Origin of the sequence: Brevundimonas sp., from assembly GCF_036659295.1 — a bacterium.
GTDB lineage: Bacteria > Pseudomonadota > Alphaproteobacteria > Caulobacterales > Caulobacteraceae > Brevundimonas.
The window spans coordinates 1-16,226 of sequence record NZ_JAVXCU010000051.1 but is presented as its reverse complement, the minus strand read 5'-3'; the positions used below and the strand labels follow the sequence as shown (position 1 = coordinate 16,226).

Here is a 16,226-nt window from a genome sequence, read left to right as displayed (position 1 = left end):
CGTTTCATTTTTCGGGTCCTTACCCAAAATCACTATAATACGAGTATCGGCGTCATTCCATGAACCCGGTCTGAACAAGGCCGACAGGCTTTGTCAGGATAAAAAAGCCCCGCAAACCATAGTCTGCGGGGCCAAGTTCAGACTGAACTTCAAGCTTTAATAAACGCCACTCAGAACACTGCTGATCAGGCCGCTGGCCAGTGCCATCAGGACGATGTCATTACCTGCGTGAACATAGCGATATCCGTACGGTGCCGGACGCAGACCGTAGAAGTCCGGGTCGCGTACATAGTAGCTCCGGTAGCTGGCCGGCAGATATGAACCCGCGCGCCAGCGGTAATCACGGTAACGGGAATCTACGTTGTAATAGCCATAACCCGGTGCGTACCAGTATCCCGCGCGGCTGCCGCGATAATCACGGAAGTCGCGGTGATCGCGCCACCAGTTACGGTCGTTGCGGTTCCAGCGAGGCGGACCGGCATAGCGCCTGTCGTCATGACGGGGGCGGACATGGTGCGGGGCAGGGCGATGGTCCGAGCGCCACTCGCGTTGCGGGCCACGATGGTCGCGGCGGTCATAACGGTCGTGCCGGTCATTACGATCATAGCGTTCGTGACGTTCCCCACGATCACGGCGATCCTGCGCTTGGGCAAACATAGGGGTGGCGGTCGTGGCCAGTGCCAGAATGGCTATGGCGGCTCTGGTGCTGGTTTTCATCGTCGACTCCGTTTGTCTCTGCCCTGTCGAGGTCGAACATGGAGAGGTGTGCCTGAACCGAATCTGAACCGAATTTTTAGATTGGTTCATATTGCGAATAGAGCCTCAAACGGATGACGCCTTGCCGTCCGGCCTGATGGTGTTCATCTATTCACTTCGCTTTTGAATGGAGTGACGCCGATGTCTGCACCGATCGAACTGTGGTTCTGGCCAACCCCCAATGGTCACAAGATCACCATTGCCCTTGAGGAAATGGGACTGCCATATACGGTCCAATATCTGAACATCGGCGGCGGCGAGCAGTTCACGCCCGAGTTCCAACGTCTGAATCCCAATGGCCGTATGCCTGCTATTGTTGATCCGCAAGGACCGGACGGACAGCCGATCAGCATCTTCGAAAGCGGAGCCATTCTTCAGTATCTGGCGCGTAAAACCGGCCAGTTTTACGGAAGCGACGAACGCAGCCGTACCGAGGTGGATCAATGGCTGTTCTGGCAGATGGCAGGGTTGGGGCCGATGGCTGGTCAAACCCACCACTTCCGCCAATATGCTCCGGCCATGATCCAAGACCAGCGTCAGTTGGCCTATGGCGTCAACCGCTACACCAATGAAACCCACCGTCTTTACGGTGTGATGGAGCGTCGCCTGCAGGACCGCGAATATCTGGCAGGAGATTATTCGATTGCGGATATGGCCTGCTGGCCGTGGATACTGCCGCGACATCAGGGGCAGACGTTTGATGACTTCCCCAATCTGGAAGCGTGGCACGCGCGTATCGCCGCTCGACCGGCTGTCCAGAAAGGCAAGGCCATAGGGGCGGATTTGCGCCGTGATCTGGGATCTGGTGGCAAGGATGCCGAGGCGGCCCGCAGTATTTTGTTTGGTCAACGAGGCCGTTAACCAAAATTTCAAACCGTTGTTATTTGAATGACCTTGCATTCATAGGGACAGAATGTTCCTGCATGGAGGGTTTGACAATGATTGGGCATTTCGAGAACGCCGCTGATCTTGTGGCCGATCACCTGCCGTTACCAACACCGGATATGGATGGCGAGGCTCTGTTCAAGCTGGGCCTGGCTTATTCGTCCGGTCAGGACGGCTGCCCTCTGGATCGCGTTTCGGCGCATATGATCTTCAATCTGGCGGCGCTCAAAGGCTCGCTGGAGGCACGATCCTATCGCAAAGAAATGAGCGAAGAGATGTGCAGCGAAGAGCTGGCCGAGGCGCAACGGGCGGCACGGCGCTGGATTGATACCGGCAACACGCACTGCGCTGCCTGATATCGCATCCTGACCTCACCTAGGTCTGGACCCGCGGCGCAGGGGAGGCTATGGACGGCTCACGACTGTTTGTTGAGGACTACGCCCATGCTCGCCCGTATCTATCGCCCAGCCAAGACCGCTATGCAGTCCGGCAAGGCCAAGACGAGCGACTGGCGTCTTGAATTCGAACCGACTTCGGCACGTTTCAATGACCCCCTGATGGGCTGGAGCGGCACGACCGATATGAACGGTCAGGTGCGCCTGAGCTTTGAAACCAAAGAAGACGCTATCGCCTATGCGGAACGTCATGGCATCGCCTTCCGTCTGCACGAGCCGAATGAAGCGCCGGTGATTATCAAGGCCTATGCCGATAATTTCTCGCCGGACCGCAAGCAATCGTGGACGCACTAAGCGCTCCAGCCTGCATGTAACCAGGTTTCAAGCGGGCTGCCGGCATCACGTCGCAGCCCGTTTTGCATTTATGGTCGGTAAGAATCGGCAAGGCGGCTTGCCCCCGCCCACGAACGCCCTTATCCGTCCGCCTGTTCACCCCTATGCGCCCTTAGCTCAACCGGATAGAGCACCCGCCTTCTAAGCGGACGGTTGAAGGTTCGAGTCCTTCAGGGCGCGCCAGGGTTTTAGTGGTATTGGCCCCCCTATTGTTTTGCAGAATGTTTTGCAAAGTTTGTTTGTCCGTGGCCAAACCATGTTCCACAAAATAGCCACCGAAACTTCACTGCTCCGCGCAAGTCATAATGTGACGTTCCACTAAGCCTCCGCGCCAAGGCAGGAGGGGAATGATCCGCGAGGGGCATCTGTGTCCTGCTGTTTATTTAAACATCCGGTGGAACACCATGACGTCCAACTTCAAGACCATGCTCGCTGTGGCGGCGAGCACTTTGGCACTGGCCGCCTGCGGAGGCTCGGCTGAAGTCGCATCGCCGGGCGAGGGCGACTTTGGTAATGGCGGTTCGGGTGGCGGCGGCACCGGTGGCGGTGGCGGCAATGGCCAAGCCGCAGCAGATTGCCCGACGGGCTTCTCGAATGTTGGCACCATCGCCAATAACAGCCTGCGTGTTTGCCAGCTGCCGACCCAGATCAATGGCAACCTGACCGTGCCGCTGCGTGCGGGCACCATCTATTCGATCTCGGGCCGTACCTCGGTGGGTGCGGATATGGGTCTGGCTCAAGGATCGACCACAGGTACCCAAGGCATCCTGACTGTCGAAGCCGGTGTGAAGCTGTTCGCTTCGGGTGGCGGCGACTATCTGATCGTCAACCGTGGCTCGCAGATCTTTGCCGAAGGCACGGCCTCTAACCCGATCATCTTCACCAGCCGCCAGAACATCGAAGGCTCGACCGGAGAGAACTCGCACGGTCAGTGGGGCGGTATCGTGATCGCCGGTCGCGCACCGCAGGCTGGCTGTCAGTTGACGGCACCTGTGACTTGCACGGGTCAGGTTGAAGGCACGGACGCCTTCTATGGCGGCAACACCCCGACCGACAATTCGGGTCGTCTGCGCTATGTGCAAATCCGCTATTCGGGCTTTGAAATCGCGACCGGCAACGAGCTTCAGGCTCTGACGCTGGCAGGTGTGGGCTCGGGCACCACGATCGAGTACGTGCAGTCGCACAACTCGTCGGATGACGGCATCGAGATTTTCGGTGGCAATGTGAACCTGCGCCACATCGTTATTACCGGTGCCGACGATGATGCCTTTGACACCGATACCGGCTGGCGCGGTGGCGCACAGTTCGGCATCGTGACCCAGCGTGCACCGAATGCCACCAGCCGCTCGGCAGGCTTCGAGTTCTCGGCCGCACCGGCAGCAACCCCGCTGGCCTCGCGCTATATCTCGCAGCCCAAGATCGCCAACTGGACGATGGTGGGCCGTAACTCGCCGACCGATGCCCACACCGTCGCCCACTTCGACACCGGCACCAAGGCTAGCGTCGTAAACTCGGTCTTCACCAGCGTTGCCGGTTCCAAAGCAGGCTGTCTGGATATTGCCGATGCCGATACCGCGACCTCGGGTCCGGTGTTCCATTCGGTCTTCATGTCGTGCGAAATCTCGTACCGTCCGAACAATGCTGCCCGTTCGGAAGGCGTATTTGCCGCCGGTACCAACAATGTCGCCAAGGGTACCTCGACCCTGACGGCTCCGTCGGGCGCTTCGATCACCAATCAGGTGCTGAGCTTCATCAACGGTGCCAACGAGACAGCAGTGACGCCGTACAAGGCCTCGACCATCCATAGCTACTTTACGGACACCGCCTATGTCGGCGCCGTCAAGGACGCCAACGACACATGGTGGCGTGGTTGGACCTGTGGCCTGACCGACGCGAAGTGCTGATCGACTAGCCACAAGAACGGAGCGGCGAGGGGAACCTCGCCGCTTTCCGGCTTTAACTTCCCACTTCAAGGCAAGCCTCATGAACATGACCAAACTGACCTTGGGCAGGGTTTTGTTGGCGACCTCGGCCCTTGGCGCATCCGTGATGCTGCCGGGCTCGGCGCTCGCGCAATCTGTCTATTCCGAAACCCCGTCCGCAGCAGCCGATCCGGCCGCTGTCGCCGATGATCAAAGCCCGACCTCGGTCGCCGAGATCATCGTGCTGGGGCGAAACATCCCGCAGCAGAACCGCGCCACTGCGGAAGTCGCCGCGTTTCTGACGCAGGAAGACCTGCAACGCACAGGCGATTCCACCGCGGCAGCGGCCCTGACCCGCGTCACAGGTCTGTCGATTGTGGAAGGTCGCTTTATCTATGTGCGCGGTCTAGGCGAGCGTTACTCTTCGGCTCTGCTGAATGGTTCGCCGCTTCCCAGTCCGGAGCCACTGCAACGTGTGGTTCCGCTGGACCTGTTTCCGGCCAGCGTCCTGAAGGGTGTACAGGTCCAAAAATCCTATTCACCGGATTTCCCCGGCGAGTTCGGTGGCGGTGTGATCAACCTGTCCACGGTTGAAGCTCCGGCCGAAGCCTTCCTTGATCTAAAGGTCGGTATTGGTGGCAACACCGAGACGACCGGCAAGGATAATCTGGTCTATTACGGTTCGGATACCGACTGGACGGGGTTCGATAACGACACCCGTAAACTGCCGGGCCAGATCGCTTTGGCCTTCCGTGAAGGCAAGCAGATCAACCGCGCCAACTATTCGGCAGACGCGCTTCAGGCCATGGGCCACTCACTGGTCAATGCGCCGCTGCGTCTTCTCCAGATGCAGCAGACGCCAGTGGATACCAGCGTTGAAATCTCCGGCGGTTTCACCAGCCCTAACAAACTGGGTGATCTTGGTGTGATCGTTGCCGCCGGTTACGACAACAGTTGGCGTGCCCGTGAGGCTATCCAGCAAGAGGGCATGTTCCAGGGCGATGGTCTGGTGCCGCGTTCGTCCTATACGGTTCAGTCGAACCAGAACGATGTCCGCCTCAATCTGTTGGGCGGGCTGTCGCTGTCGAACGAAAACCATGAGGTGAAGTGGACGAACATGTACGTCCGCAGCACAACCAAGGAAGCCCGTAGCGCTGCGGGTCCTGACTTTGACGCTGGCGGCAGCATCATCCGCAACGACTATACGGAATGGTTCGAGCGCCAGTTGTTCACCACCCAACTGGCGGGCGAGCATTATCTGGGCGGCGGTAACTGGAAGCTGGACTGGCGCGCTGCCTATGCCAAATCCACCCGCGACGCGCCGTATGAAACCCGCTTCCAATACGGCGTGGATGCCGATGGCCGCTTTATCCATAACGTACAGGGCAATCTGATTTCGTTCTCGGAGCTTGAGGACGAAGTTCTGTCGGGTGGTGTCGATCTGGCCTATTCGTTGCCGATGCAGGCGGGCCGAGAGGCGACCATCAAGGTTGGCGCGGCGACGCTGGACAATACTCGTAATGCCGAACGCCATGATCTGCAGTTCGAGGCCGTCAACGGACTGACGGACAGCCAGCGTCTGGCCCGCGTGGACTACCTGTTCTCGGACTACAATATCAACCCGAACACCTTGCAGTTGCGCGAAATCGCAGGGGGCAACGGGGCCAGCGCCTATGATGCCGACCTCAAGACCAATGCGGTCTATGCCATGGTCGATGCCGAGTTCTGGCCGACCCTGCGCACCACCTTTGGTGTGCGTTACGAAGACGGAAACCAGAGCGTGACCCCGCGCAGCCTGTTTGCCGGTAGCCCGACCTATCAGGCGACCGAGAACAATGCCGACTACTGGCTGCCTTCGTTCACGGCGACGTGGAACTTTGTCGAGGACCAGCAACTGCGTTTCGGTGTGTCCAAAACCATCGGTCGTCCGCAGTTCCGTGAACTGGCTCCGCAGACCTATACCGATCCGGAAAGCGACCGCATCTTCATCGGTAACCCCTATCTGGTTGATACCGAGATCCTGAACCTGGATGCCCGCTGGGAATGGTATTTCGCCCCGCAGCAGTTCGTGACGGCCGGCCTCTTCTTCAAGAAGATGGACAAGCCGGTCGAGGCCGTCATCGTTGACGTCGGCAACCAGCGCCAGCAGTCCTTCCTGAACGCGCCCGAAGCCAACATCATGGGCATCGAACTGGAAGCGAAGAAATACTACGAGTTCGCCAGCAACAGCGACTTTATCGCCAACAAGCGCTGGCTGATACAAGCCAACTACACATGGTCGGATAGCGAGGTCAGCGTTGGTGACGATGATACGGTCATGACGCTGGGCGGTGCCGGTATGCCTGAACAGGCCAGCTTCTTCATTCGTGACGGTGTACGGATGCAGGGCCAATCCGAGCATGTCGCCAACATGCAACTGGGCTGGGAAGACGATAATGCCCGCTCGCAGGCGACCTTGATCCTCAACTATGTGTCCGAGCGCATCACCGCACGCGGTGCTGGCGTCGGCGGTGCCCGCGAGCCTGATTATCTTCAGGAACCGGGGGCCTTCCTCGACTTCGTGTATCGCAAGGACTTCACGATCAAGGGGCAAGACATGGGACTGGCCTTCGAGGCGCGTAACCTTCTGGGTACCGACTTCGAAGAGTTCCAGGAGCAGAATGGCCGTATTCTCGTAAATGCCTACGAACTGGGCCAGAGCTTCTCGCTGAGCCTGACCGCACGTTTCTGACGCTATCCCTCCCTTAGCGTTATGACTTGGCCGGAGGTTCGAAAGAGCCTCCGGCTTTTCTTTGCGGCAAACATTGTTCCGTATTCTGATCGATCGTCATTTCAATTTCGCTCGACTGTCATTTTGACATGCAAGCCGCGTACGGACGATCACGGCTAGGTGCCGGACATAGCGTTTCTTTGAGAGGCGCATGTCGGGACATCGGCCATTGTTTCAGAGCCTCAAACCCTTAGGGCCGTTGCGTTGGCCCATATTCGACCAGCCACTGGATTGGCGTCGTGGCTTGGTGTTGGTGCTGCTGGTGGCGACCTTCGTTCAGCTTGCCCGCGCCCTTTGGGTGTTTGTCGAACCTGAACCGCAAAACGCAGCGGCTATAGAACCCGTTGCTCTCGATATGGCGGTTTTGAACCTTGTCGATCCCTTCTTTGCCGAAGGTCAGGCCGCCGTCGAAGCGACGAATGACAATGGCGGTTTCAATCTGTTCGGGGTCAGTGCCGACGGGTCGGGTGGCGGCTCGGCCATTATCGGGTTGCCGGATGGTACGCAGGTTTCGGTGGCAGCCGGTGAGGAAGTCACAAGCGGGGCCGTCCTGAAAACTGTGAACCCTGACCATGTGATCGTCGCCATGAACGGCCGGTTCCTGCGTGTCGGTTTCCCGGAGATGCCGGTCGAGCAAACGCAGGCCTCACAAGAAGAAACGCCTGCTGCCGATGCTGAACAAGCACCGGCTCAAGCGGCATTGGTCGATCCAACCAAGCTGGTTGCCGAGGCAGGTTTGCGCCCGAAGTTGGAAGGGCTGTCGATCAAGGGATTGCAGGTTAGCGCCAGCGAGAACGCGACACAGCTGACCGCAGCAGGACTTCAGGACGGTGACATCATCTTGTCGGTCAACGGCACGGCGCTGACCTCACCACAAGCCATGAGCACGCTTCGTCAGCGGCTTTCCAATGCGGCGACGGCTGAAATTTCATACGAGCGCGGCGGACAGCGGCGCATGACTTCCATCAGGACACGCTAAATGACGCGCCGATCCCGTTTGTTGCTTCCTTCTGTTCTCGTACTGGCGCTGGCGGCGCAGGCTCCGGTTGCGGGTCTGACCACGGTGGCTGTGGCGCAGGAACGCCAGACCCTGAATGTCCAGAATGCCGATATCCGTGCCTTTGTTCAGGATGTGGGCCGCCGCACAGGGCGTACCTTTATCGTCGATCCGGCTGTAACGGGGACGGTCACGGTTTCCAGTCCGCGCCCTTTGACCTCGGCACAGTTGTTCGAATTGTTCCTTTCGACTTTGCGGGCCAATGATCTGGTGGTGAACCCGACGGGGGCAGGGGCTTATCGCATCAGTCCGGCAGCGGGGGCGGCTCAGGGGCCGTCCGGTGTTGGTGCGGGGCGGTTTGTCACCGAGGTCTTCACCTTGCGCCACATCGATGCCGCCTCGGCTGCAGAGACGGTCCGGCCTTTGGTGGGTGGCGAGGGACAGGTCCTGCCCAATGCGGCAGCCAATAATGTTGTCGTCGCAGACTATGCCGACAATATGGGCCGTATCCGCGCGCTGGTTTCGCGTATCGATGTGGACCGCAGCGACTATCAGGTTATCGCGCTGGAAAATGCTTCGGCGCGCGAAATCGCCAATGTGCTGCAGCAGGTACTGGGCCAAAACGCCAACATCACTGTAACGCCTGTTCAAAGCTCGAACTCGGTCGTGCTGCGTGGCGACGCAAGGCAACTGGAACGGGTCAAAGGACTTGTGGCCGATCTGGATGGTCGTTCGCGTGCCAATCAGGACGTGAACGTCATCTTTCTGGAACACGCCGATGCGGGGCAGTTGCTTCCGGTGCTGCAACAGATTGTCGGCCAGCCTGTAGAGGGTGGTGCGCAGGCCTCGCGCGCCTCGACACTGCGCAGTGGCGGCATTTCCCGCGCCGACAATGCGCCAGCCACGACACGTACAGCATTGGCAGGCGAGGCGGATCAAGCCGGCTCCATCGGCACCACCACGATTACTGAGACGGGACAGCGCGCGACCATTGCCCGTTTCCCCGGAGCCAATGCTCTGGTGATTTCCGGCCCTGCCGATCTTCAGCGTACGCTGACCGATGTGATCCGTCGTCTGGATGTACGCCGCCAGCAGGTTCTGATCGAGGCCATCGTCGTCGAACTGTCCGACAATGCCGTGCGCGAACTGGGCGTTCAGTGGGTGGCCGCGAGCGAGTATGGCGCGGGCCTGACAAACTATTCGGACAGTTCCAGCCCGATGTTGCCTATCCTTGGCGGTGTTGCGTCGGACAAGCTGGACAAGGACGATCCGCTTCGCGAGCAACTCCAGAATATTGCCCTGAACGGTCTTTTGGGGGCCAACGGCTTTGTCGGCGGACTGGGCGGCAAGCGTGGTGATGGCCTGTTCGGTTTCATCATCAATGCGGCCAAGACGGATGCCGGATCAAACCTGCTGCAAACCCCGTCGATCATGACTTTGGACAACGAGGAAGCGACCTTCCTCGTCGGTCAGGAAGTGCCGATCACCACGGGGCAGACCTTGCTGGACGGGAACTCCAACCCGTTCACAACGACCGAGCGCAAAGACATCGGTGTGCGTCTAACGGTTCGCCCCCAGATCAACTCCGGCGGCTCGATCACCCTGACATTGAAACAGGAAGTGTCGGCCATTGATGGCGTCCTGACCCGTTCCGCGTCGGACATCGTTCTGGACAAGCGGGAACTGGAAACCACGCTGGTGGTCGATGACGGCGACATTGCCGTCGCGGGTGGTTTGCTGGATCAGAACGAACGTCTGGAATCCACGCGTGTGCCTGGACTGGGCGACGTTCCGGTGATCGGTCATCTGTTCCGCACCACAAGCCGTCAGGGCGGGCGTACCAATCTGATGGTGTTCCTGCGCCCGACCATCATCCGCACGCCGGAAGATGCCCAGGGGCTGAGCGCCGACCGTTGGGGCTATATGCGTGCCCAGCAACAGGCCATGCATCCCGACGTCGAGCCCAGTCTTGATGCCATGTTGCGCGACTATATGCGCGCGCAGCCGCCCTCAGCCGTCATCGCCACCCCGTCGGAAAACCTCGATGATAATGCTCGCTGATCCAAAGCTTCCCTACGGCTTTGCACGGCGTGAAGGCGTGGTGCTGTTACAGGCAGGCGATGTGATGTCTGTGGGCGTGAGGCACGGCATCAATCCGCTGGCACTGGTCGAGGCGAGGCGCCTGTTGGGTTGCCCGCTGGAAGTCTCCGTCATTGAAGATGCCGCCTTCGAGCGCCTTCTGTCGGAAATCTATGCTAGCCATGCTCTTGGCAGCGATGTGAACGACGATATGGCCATCCCCAGCGGTCTGGAAGGACTGGTCGAGGAGATGCCCGCTGCCGAGGACCTGCTGGACAGTCACGACGACGCGCCGGTCATCCGCCTGATTAACGGCGTGATAGCTGAGGCGGTGAGGCTGGGCGCATCGGATGTGCACCTCGAGACTTTCGAGAGCCGCCTTTTGGTGCGCTTGCGCGTGGATGGTGTTTTACGAGAGGCTTTGAGCCTCAATCCGCGCATGGCCCCCTTACTGGTGTCGCGCATCAAGGTGATGGCGCGGCTGGATATTGCCGAAAAACGTGTGCCTCAGGATGGGCGGATCGCCTTGATGTTGGGCGGGCGTAATCTGGATGTGCGCGTTTCGACCCTGCCATCACGCGCGGGCGAGCGTGTGGTGCTACGTGTTCTTGATCGCGACAAGGGCGGGGTTGATCTCGACACCTTGGGTATGGGTACTCGCCAGCGTGCCGCCTTTGATCTGGCCTTGTCCGAACCGCATGGCGTGATCCTTGTCACCGGCCCGACAGGCTCGGGCAAGACCACAACGCTGTATGCCGCTTTGTCTGGGCTGAACGACGGCCAGCGCAATATCCTGACCATCGAAGATCCTGTGGAATATGCCATCGAGGGCATTGGTCAGACACAGGTAAACAGCCGAGTGGGCATGACCTTTGCGGCAGGTCTGCGCGCTATCCTGCGGCAAGATCCCGATGTGGTGATGGTCGGCGAAATCCGCGATTCCGAGACAGCATCCATTGCTGTTCAGGCGTCTTTGACGGGCCATCTGGTGCTGTCGACGGTTCACACCAATGATGCCGCAGGCGCGATTGTCCGTCTTCGCGATATGGGGGTGGAGCCATTCCTGCTGGCGTCCAGCGTGCGGTTGATAATGGCTCAGCGTCTTGTCAGGAAGCTGTGCATCGAATGTCGGCATGAGGATATGCTGGATGTTGTCACAGCCTCCCGTATCGGTGTGGCAGCAGGCAGCCGCCATTATCGACCGGTGGGTTGCAGCCATTGCAGCCAGACCGGCTATCTGGGCCGTCAGGGTGTTTATGAAGCCCTGCGTGTTGATGAGCGCATTCGCCAGTTGATCGCCATGTCGGCTCCGGAAGAAGAACTGGCCGATGCCGCCTTCGGCGCGAACCGCACGGGCTTGCTGGCCGATAGTGTCCGTCAGCTGGTTCTGCATGGCGTGACATCGGTAGACGAAGCCGTTCGCGTGACCGGCGATCGCACCATCGAGGTTGCAGCCTGATGCCCGGCTTTGCCTATGTCGCAGTGGACGTATCGGGACGTACTGTGCGCGGTCATATACGCGCCACCAGTATGGATGCCGTGCGGCAACAGCTGGAACAGCGACAGATGTTGGTTCTGGATGTGCGCGAAGGTGAAGATGCGCGAAAGGCCGCGCCACGTCGCGGCAAGTCGCGCCTGTCGGCAAAGGCATTGGCGCTGTCCACACGCCAGTTAGCGACACTGGTATCGGTCACACCGCTCGAAGAGGCCATGCGGACACTGGTGGCGCAGGCCGAACGCCCTAATGTCAAACAGGCGCTGGAAGGGGTTCATACGGCCCTTTTGGAAGGGCGAGGTCTGGCCGATGCCATGGCCACGCAAGGATCGGCATTCCCGCCTTTATATCGCGCGATGGTCAAGGCAGGTGAAGCGTCGGGCTCCCTGCAAGCCATTCTGGAACGTCTGGCCGACGGACTTGAACGCGATCAGGAAATCCGCGGTAAGGTGATAGCCGCCGTTGTTTACCCGTGCGTTTTGGCATTGGTGGCGTCCGGCGTTGTGCTTGCCCTGATGACCTTTGTAGTGCCCAAGGTGGTCGAGCAGTTCGACAGTATGGGCCAGACATTGCCCTTGCTGACACGCGGTGTCATCGGCATGTCACGCGCTATGACCCAGTGGGGGTGGCTGGCGGGGTTGCTGATGATTGTGGGCGTTGTGGCATTGGCCGTGGCCCGCCGCCGTGAGGATATCCGGCTAAAGACTGATGCCATGGTTCTTCGTTTTCCGATCATCGGAGCCTTGGTGCGTGATCTTCATGCGGCACAGATGGCCCGCACCTTGGCGACCATGATCGCCGCAGGACTTCCGGTACTGGAGGGGTTGAATATCACCGCCCGTACGGTTTCCAACCGCGCCCTGCGTCAAGCCACCGAAGCGATGTCCGAGGCTGTGCGCGAGGGAGGCGGCCTGTCGTCAGCCATGAAACGGGCCGGTGTATTCCCGCCCGTACTGATCCACATGACAGCCTCGGGTGAATCCAGCGGGCGTCTGGAGCCAATGCTGGCACGCGCCGCCGACTATCTCGATCGCGAATTCACCAACTTCACTGCCGTCATGTTGAGCCTTCTGGAGCCGGCCATCATCGTGGTGATGGGCGGTGTGGTGGCCCTGATCGTGTTGTCGATCCTTCTTCCCATTTTGCAGATCAACACCCTGGCTATGGGGTGAACGAGGTCATGATGTTGTCGAAACTGGTTCAATCTGTCCGCAATAGCCGCCGCCATAATCACAGCATTGGGCGTGAGGGTTTCACCCTCGTAGAACTGCTGGTGGTCATCACCATTATTGGCCTGTTGGCGACGGTCGTGGTCATCAATGTTCTGCCCAGTCAGGACAAGGCCATGCAGGGCAAGGCCCGCGCAGATATTGCCGTGCTGGAACAGGCGCTGGAAACCTATCGCCTAGACAACATGGCCTTCCCCAGTGACCCGCAAGGACTGGCGGCATTGAAGTCACCGCCCGCCGACCTGGCCCAACCTGACCGCTATCGTCAGGGGGGTTATGTGCGTCGCCTACCGCAGGATCCGTGGGGAAATCCGTACCAGTACCGCCGCAACAGCGAGCATGGCGGTGCGTTTGATGTCTGGTCGTTTGGTGCCGATGGCAAGGCGGGAGGCGAGGGCGATGATGCCGACATCGGCAACTGGAACCTCTAGCCGCTCGAAAGGTCACAGGCAGGGCTTTACGCTAGTGGAGCTACTGGTGGTCATTACGGTGATCGGGATAGCGGCAACGGCGGTCATTTTATCCGCACCCGATCCACGATCACCGGTGTCCGCCGAAGCTGAGCGAATGGCCGCACGACTGGTTATGGCGCGTGACGAAGCGATACTTAGCAACCGCAATGTATCGGCCATAATCGACCCCAAAGGCTATGGGTTTCAGGCCTCTGACGGAGTGGACTGGCTGCCTCTGACGGGGGCTTTGAAGGCCGCTTCGTGGCCGCAAGGCATTACGACCGGACAAACGATGCGCATGGTTTTCGATCCAACAGGAGCGACCCAGCCTGTCACGCTTCGCCTGTCAAAAGATGATCGCAGCGTCATCGTGACGGTTGACGGCGCGGGGGAGGTTTCGCTTGCGCCATAACCCATCGCGTGACGGCTTTACCCTTATTGAAATGCTGGTGGCGCTTGCCGTGTTTTCGCTTGCGGCCATGGCTCTGGTGAAGCTGTCACTGGAAAGCACGCGCACCACAGTCATGATGGAGCGCAAAGCGCTGGGCGCAGTGGTCGCCGACCGGATCGTCACAGAGGCGGCTTTAGGTCTGTCGTCAGAGACACAAGGTCAGGTCCAGATGGCGGGCCAACAATGGAACTGGATGCGCCATACGCCTGTCTCGCGAGATGGTGTGAATGTCATTGAGGTGCGCGTGTTCAATGACGGAGAACAGGTGGCCCGCCGCCTTGGCCATAGCGTGGACAGGCGTTGATGGTCGCAAAATTCCATTCCACCCGCGAGGGGTTCACTCTGGTCGAGGTTCTGGTGGCCATGGCGGTGTTCGCCATGATTTCCGCCGCCGGTGTTCTGGTTTTGACGCAGGTGGTGGATGCGCGCTTTGCCATCAAGGGCCATGCGGCGCGGCTTGCTGATTTCCAGCGCACGACCGCCATGCTGAAAAGCGATGTGTCCCAGATGACTGCCCGAAGAACACGCGGTGTTTCGGGCCGGCCTTTTGTTGCACCCGTTATGACAGGCCCGTCAGCGGACCAGCCCCTGTTAAGTTTGGTGCGCGCAGGGTGGAGCAATCCTGAACGTGACGCTCGACCCAGCTTGCAAAAGGTCGAGTACCGCCTCGTAGACGGCCGTCTGGAGCGCCGTACCTACCGCCATCTGGATGGCGGAACGCCCAATCCGGCACAGGTGCTTTATCGAGGGGTTTCGGATGCTCGGGTGTCACTCATTCAGGGGCAGTCCGAGGGACCGGGCTATCTGAGCTCAACAGAGCGGCCACTACCGGATGCCGTGCGTATCCGCATGGTTTTAGACGGCTATGGCCCCGTCGAGATGTTGATACCGGTGACCGCAGGATGAGGCGCAGTCTCTCACTCGGCACGCGCGAAGGCATGGCCTTGCTGACCGTTTTGCTGCTGGTGGCGGTGATGGCGGCGGTATGTGTCCTGATACTGGATGATGTGCGTTTCACGGTACGTCGGACAAGCAATGTCGAGCATTTGGCGGAAATGCAGGCTCATGCGGCGGTTGCCGAAACGGTTGCTGCGAAACAGGTCATGCGCCTGTCTAAAGCCAACCCGCAAATGACGCCGATCATGCCTGTCTGGAACGGGCAGGCTATCAATGTTGATACCGATATTGGTCAGGTCAGGACCATAGTGAGCGACGGGCAGGCCTGTTTCAACTTGAACAGTCTGGTGCTGGGGCAGGGCGAAGATCTCCGCGCTCAAGAACAAGGCATCGGACAGTTTGTAGCTCTGGGTGTTGCACTAGGTTTGCCCAGTGCAAGGATGCTGTCTCTGGCGGACAGCCTGACTGACTGGATGGATTCCGATCAGGATGTTCGCGGTACAGGCGGTGCCGAAGACAGCTATTATGCGTCGCGTCCCACGGCCTATCGAACAGGTGGCTTGATGCTGGCCGATGTCAGCGAGCTTCGGGTCATCAAGGGATTTGATGATGCTCTTTACAGGCAGCTTCGACCTTATGTCTGCGCCTTGCCCGAGACCCGCCTTTCACGCCTCAACCTGAATACGCTGACACCTGAAAATGCGCCCTTGCTTGTGGCTCTCAGTGGAGGGCGCATGACAATGGGGGCGGCACGTGCGGCCATCCGGAACAGACCCGCGGGGGGGTGGCAAAGTGTCGATGGATTCTGGGCCCCGCATGTTTTGAACGATGTGGTCGCGGACGAGCAGATGCGAACCCAGACCACGCTCGTTACCCGATATTTTAATGTCCGTATCGATGTTCAGGCCGGTGACAGCCGCGCCGTTCGAACCCTCGTTTTACAGGTCGCGCCCGATGGCACGACCCGCACCGTTATCCGCCGCTGGACGACCGAAGAATGACCGCAAACGCTATTATCTTTCTGCCCGCGGCGACGGGCATGCCAGCGCACTGGCGCAAACTACGTCCGGAGGGCGAGACACCAGAGCGGGGTATTTTGGCACCGGATGACAATGCGCCGATTGTTGCCGACTGGATTGCGGTTGCTCCCGCCGAAGATGTGGCTGTGCGTTGGCTGACACTGCCAAAAGGTACGGCGTCGCAGCAAGTGGCTGCCGCCCGCTGGCAGATGAGCGAACTGCTGGGCCATGATCTAGCCGATGACGAGGTGATACTGGGGCGTACATCCATGGGCGGGACGACGCCGGTGGCTGTTGTTCGCCGTTCGCTTTTAGCGGCATGGCGAAACTGGATAGACGGGGCTGGATTGAGTGTCGCTTCGCTGGTTCCCGCGCAACTGTGTGTTCCCCTGATAGACGGCGTCATGCATGCCGTACGCATGGAAACGGGTGACGTACTGGTATCGGCGGCTGATCTATCGACGGTTGTGTCCGGCGCGTGGGTAG

General features: G+C 59.6%; 16 protein-coding genes and 1 tRNA gene. 16 read left to right on the top strand and 1 reads right to left on the bottom strand.

The window, feature by feature from the left end; translation table 11 throughout:
* Positions 1-156 precede the first annotated feature (156 nt).
* Entirely contained in the window at positions 157-717 is a 561-nt protein-coding gene (locus RSB01_RS09920) for an RcnB family protein (RefSeq protein WP_332591425.1), read from the bottom strand.
* 180 nt (positions 718-897) lie between these two features.
* Between RSB01_RS09920 and RSB01_RS09915 the strand changes: the two genes are divergently transcribed.
* The 16 genes from RSB01_RS09915 to RSB01_RS09840 all read left to right on the top strand — a co-directional run.
* A complete protein-coding gene (locus tag RSB01_RS09915) occupies positions 898-1,617 on the top strand; it encodes a glutathione S-transferase N-terminal domain-containing protein (protein WP_332625391.1) in 720 nt (239 codons plus the stop codon).
* A gap of 62 nt (positions 1,618-1,679) precedes the next feature.
* Positions 1,680-1,997 carry a sel1 repeat family protein gene (locus tag RSB01_RS09910; protein ID WP_332590605.1) on the top strand — a complete coding sequence of 106 codons (318 nt, stop codon included), beginning with the start codon at positions 1,680-1,682 and terminating at the stop codon, positions 1,995-1,997.
* A gap of 87 nt (positions 1,998-2,084) precedes the next feature.
* Positions 2,085-2,390, top strand: a complete 306-nt coding sequence (locus RSB01_RS09905) for an ETC complex I subunit (RefSeq protein ID WP_332590606.1) — start codon at positions 2,085-2,087, stop codon at positions 2,388-2,390.
* Positions 2,391-2,535: 145 nt separating this feature from the next.
* Positions 2,536-2,612, top strand: a tRNA-Arg gene (locus RSB01_RS09900).
* A gap of 221 nt (positions 2,613-2,833) precedes the next feature.
* On the top strand, positions 2,834-4,333 hold the full coding sequence (locus RSB01_RS09895; protein ID WP_332590607.1) for a hypothetical protein: 1,500 nt from the start codon (positions 2,834-2,836) through the stop codon (positions 4,331-4,333).
* A gap of 79 nt (positions 4,334-4,412) precedes the next feature.
* Positions 4,413-7,082 (top strand): TonB-dependent receptor, encoded by a 2,670-nt coding sequence (locus tag RSB01_RS09890; protein ID WP_332625389.1) that lies wholly within the window; start codon positions 4,413-4,415, stop codon positions 7,080-7,082.
* Positions 7,083-7,320: 238 nt separating this feature from the next.
* Positions 7,321-8,100, top strand: coding sequence for a type II secretion system protein N (locus tag RSB01_RS09885; RefSeq protein ID WP_332590609.1), 780 nt, complete (start codon positions 7,321-7,323; stop codon positions 8,098-8,100).
* Entirely contained in the window at positions 8,101-10,179 is a 2,079-nt protein-coding gene (gene gspD / locus RSB01_RS09880; RefSeq protein ID WP_332590610.1) for a type II secretion system secretin GspD, read from the top strand.
* Positions 10,163-11,656 carry a type II secretion system ATPase GspE gene (gspE, locus tag RSB01_RS09875; RefSeq protein ID WP_332590611.1) on the top strand — a complete coding sequence of 498 codons (1,494 nt, stop codon included), beginning with the start codon at positions 10,163-10,165 and terminating at the stop codon, positions 11,654-11,656. Before gspD ends, gspE begins: the two co-directional genes overlap by 17 nt.
* On the top strand, positions 11,656-12,864 hold the full coding sequence (gspF, locus tag RSB01_RS09870; RefSeq protein ID WP_332590612.1) for a type II secretion system inner membrane protein GspF: 1,209 nt from the start codon (positions 11,656-11,658) through the stop codon (positions 12,862-12,864). Before gspE ends, gspF begins: the two co-directional genes overlap by 1 nt.
* A gap of 11 nt (positions 12,865-12,875) precedes the next feature.
* The gene (gene gspG / locus RSB01_RS09865) at positions 12,876-13,352 is read left to right on the top strand and encodes a type II secretion system major pseudopilin GspG (RefSeq protein ID WP_332590616.1); all 477 of its coding nucleotides are present in this window, start codon (positions 12,876-12,878) and stop codon (positions 13,350-13,352) included.
* Positions 13,321-13,785, top strand: coding sequence for a GspH/FimT family pseudopilin (locus RSB01_RS09860; protein ID WP_332620296.1), 465 nt, complete (start codon positions 13,321-13,323; stop codon positions 13,783-13,785). Before gspG ends, RSB01_RS09860 begins: the two co-directional genes overlap by 32 nt.
* The gene (gene gspI, locus RSB01_RS09855; protein ID WP_332590614.1) at positions 13,775-14,128 is read left to right on the top strand and encodes a type II secretion system minor pseudopilin GspI; all 354 of its coding nucleotides are present in this window, start codon (positions 13,775-13,777) and stop codon (positions 14,126-14,128) included. Before RSB01_RS09860 ends, gspI begins: the two co-directional genes overlap by 11 nt.
* Positions 14,128-14,730 (top strand): type II secretion system minor pseudopilin GspJ, encoded by a 603-nt coding sequence (gspJ, locus tag RSB01_RS09850; RefSeq protein ID WP_332590615.1) that lies wholly within the window; start codon positions 14,128-14,130, stop codon positions 14,728-14,730. The genes gspI and gspJ overlap by 1 nt, the downstream gene beginning before the upstream one ends.
* Positions 14,727-15,722: a type II secretion system minor pseudopilin GspK gene (gspK, locus tag RSB01_RS09845; protein ID WP_332620538.1), complete on the top strand. Its 996-nt coding sequence runs from the start codon at positions 14,727-14,729 to the stop codon at positions 15,720-15,722. The genes gspJ and gspK overlap by 4 nt, the downstream gene beginning before the upstream one ends.
* A partial coding sequence (locus RSB01_RS09840; protein WP_332625388.1) for a type II secretion system protein GspL occupies positions 15,719-16,226 on the top strand: 508 nt, incomplete at its 3' end. The genes gspK and RSB01_RS09840, both read left to right, overlap by 4 nt.

Excerpts from the sequence above, each read along its gene's own strand:
- RSB01_RS09920 (WP_332591425.1), bottom strand. The coding sequence starts at position 717 with ATGAAAACCAGCACCAGAGCCGCCATAGCCATTCTGGCACTGGCCACG.
- RSB01_RS09915 (WP_332625391.1), top strand. The coding sequence starts at position 898 with ATGTCTGCACCGATCGAACTGTGGTTCTGGCCAACCCCCAATGGTCAC.
- RSB01_RS09910 (WP_332590605.1), top strand. The coding sequence starts at position 1,680 with ATGGAGGGTTTGACAATGATTGGGCATTTCGAGAACGCCGCTGATCTT.
- RSB01_RS09905 (WP_332590606.1), top strand. The coding sequence starts at position 2,085 with ATGCTCGCCCGTATCTATCGCCCAGCCAAGACCGCTATGCAGTCCGGC.
- RSB01_RS09895 (WP_332590607.1), top strand. The coding sequence starts at position 2,834 with ATGACGTCCAACTTCAAGACCATGCTCGCTGTGGCGGCGAGCACTTTG.
- RSB01_RS09890 (WP_332625389.1), top strand. The coding sequence starts at position 4,413 with ATGAACATGACCAAACTGACCTTGGGCAGGGTTTTGTTGGCGACCTCG.
- gspD (WP_332590610.1), top strand. The coding sequence starts at position 8,101 with ATGACGCGCCGATCCCGTTTGTTGCTTCCTTCTGTTCTCGTACTGGCG.
- gspE (WP_332590611.1), top strand. The coding sequence starts at position 10,163 with ATGATAATGCTCGCTGATCCAAAGCTTCCCTACGGCTTTGCACGGCGT.
- gspF (WP_332590612.1), top strand. The coding sequence starts at position 11,656 with ATGCCCGGCTTTGCCTATGTCGCAGTGGACGTATCGGGACGTACTGTG.
- gspG (WP_332590616.1), top strand. The coding sequence starts at position 12,876 with ATGTTGTCGAAACTGGTTCAATCTGTCCGCAATAGCCGCCGCCATAAT.
- RSB01_RS09860 (WP_332620296.1), top strand. The coding sequence starts at position 13,321 with ATGATGCCGACATCGGCAACTGGAACCTCTAGCCGCTCGAAAGGTCAC.
- gspJ (WP_332590615.1), top strand. The coding sequence starts at position 14,128 with ATGGTCGCAAAATTCCATTCCACCCGCGAGGGGTTCACTCTGGTCGAG.
- gspK (WP_332620538.1), top strand. The coding sequence starts at position 14,727 with ATGAGGCGCAGTCTCTCACTCGGCACGCGCGAAGGCATGGCCTTGCTG.